Origin of the sequence: Ileibacterium valens, from assembly GCF_001945525.1 — a bacterium.
Lineage (GTDB): Bacteria > Bacillota_I > Bacilli_A > Erysipelotrichales > Erysipelotrichaceae > Ileibacterium > Ileibacterium valens.
On record NZ_MPJW01000215.1, the window covers coordinates 1 to 1,011 of the forward strand.

The 1,011-nt window shown below is 47.7% G+C and carries 2 protein-coding genes; both read left to right on the forward strand.

The genetic code is table 11. The features are described from left to right. Positions 1-210 (forward strand): IS66 family insertion sequence element accessory protein TnpB (gene tnpB / locus BO222_RS10995; protein WP_143356875.1); only part of this gene is annotated, 210 nt, incomplete at its 5' end. A 71-nt stretch (positions 211-281) separates the two neighbouring features. Beyond that, positions 282-1,011 (forward strand): IS66 family transposase zinc-finger binding domain-containing protein (locus BO222_RS11000; RefSeq protein ID WP_198932074.1); only part of this gene is annotated, 730 nt, incomplete at its 3' end.

Genomic DNA, 1,011 nt, shown 5'->3' on the forward strand with positions numbered 1-1,011 from the left:
CTGTTCCTGTTCTGCGGCAGAAGAGCGGACAGAATCAAAGGCCTTCTTTGGCAGCAGGATGGATTTCTGCTGCTCTATAAACGGTTGGATGACGGCCATTTTCGATGGCCGAGAGACAAAAACGAGGTCAGAGAACTTAGCCCGCAGCAGCTGAGATGGCTGCTTGAGGGGCTCTCTCCAGAGCAGAAAACAACAGTAAAAAGGAGATAGAATAGTGCCGAAAACGCTTTAAATAAAGCGACTTCAGTCTGATTTATGGTATAATTTAAACAGGGAAAATTATGTCAGAAATCAATACGAGCAACATCAGCGAGAACCAGTTCTTTCATCAGCTGGTTGAATTGAACAAGGCCATTAACAAGCTGACCATTCAGTATGAGAAGAGCCAGGAAGAGAATGAAGCTAACAGAAAACTGATTAAGAGCCTCACAGAGCAGCTGGATCAGGCAAATGCCACGATCCTTGATCTGTCTGCTCAGATCAGGCTGATGGCTGCTCAGAAGTATGGCAGGAGTTCTGAAAAGAGAAAGCCAGATAAAAAGGACGATCATGACCAGCCATCCGGTCCTTCTGCCAAAACCCCTGCTCCCGGAGCTTCCGCAAGGAAACGGCCTGTTCGTTCCAAAGCCCGTAAGCCGAAGGAATCTCTGGAAGATCTTATTAAAAAGATGAACCTTCCTGTCACAGATGAACTTCACGAACTGTCTGAAGACCAGAGAATCTGTTCCGTCTGCGGTACGGAACTCACTCCGATCGGCAGAAAGCTGGTCCGTCATGAAGTCAGATACATTCCAGGAAAACTGGAAATCATCCGGCACTATTCTGTTTCTTACGGCTGTCCCGAATGTAAAAGGAAGAGCCGGGATCCGCGTTATCTTCCAGGCGAGTTTGATATTCACCCGGTCATGGCAAAGGCTCCCGAATCACTCCTTTTTGGAAAATGGGTTTCTCCCTCTCTGATGGCGCTTGTCATCACCCTCAAGGCACTGAATGGACTCCAGATCAAGCTGT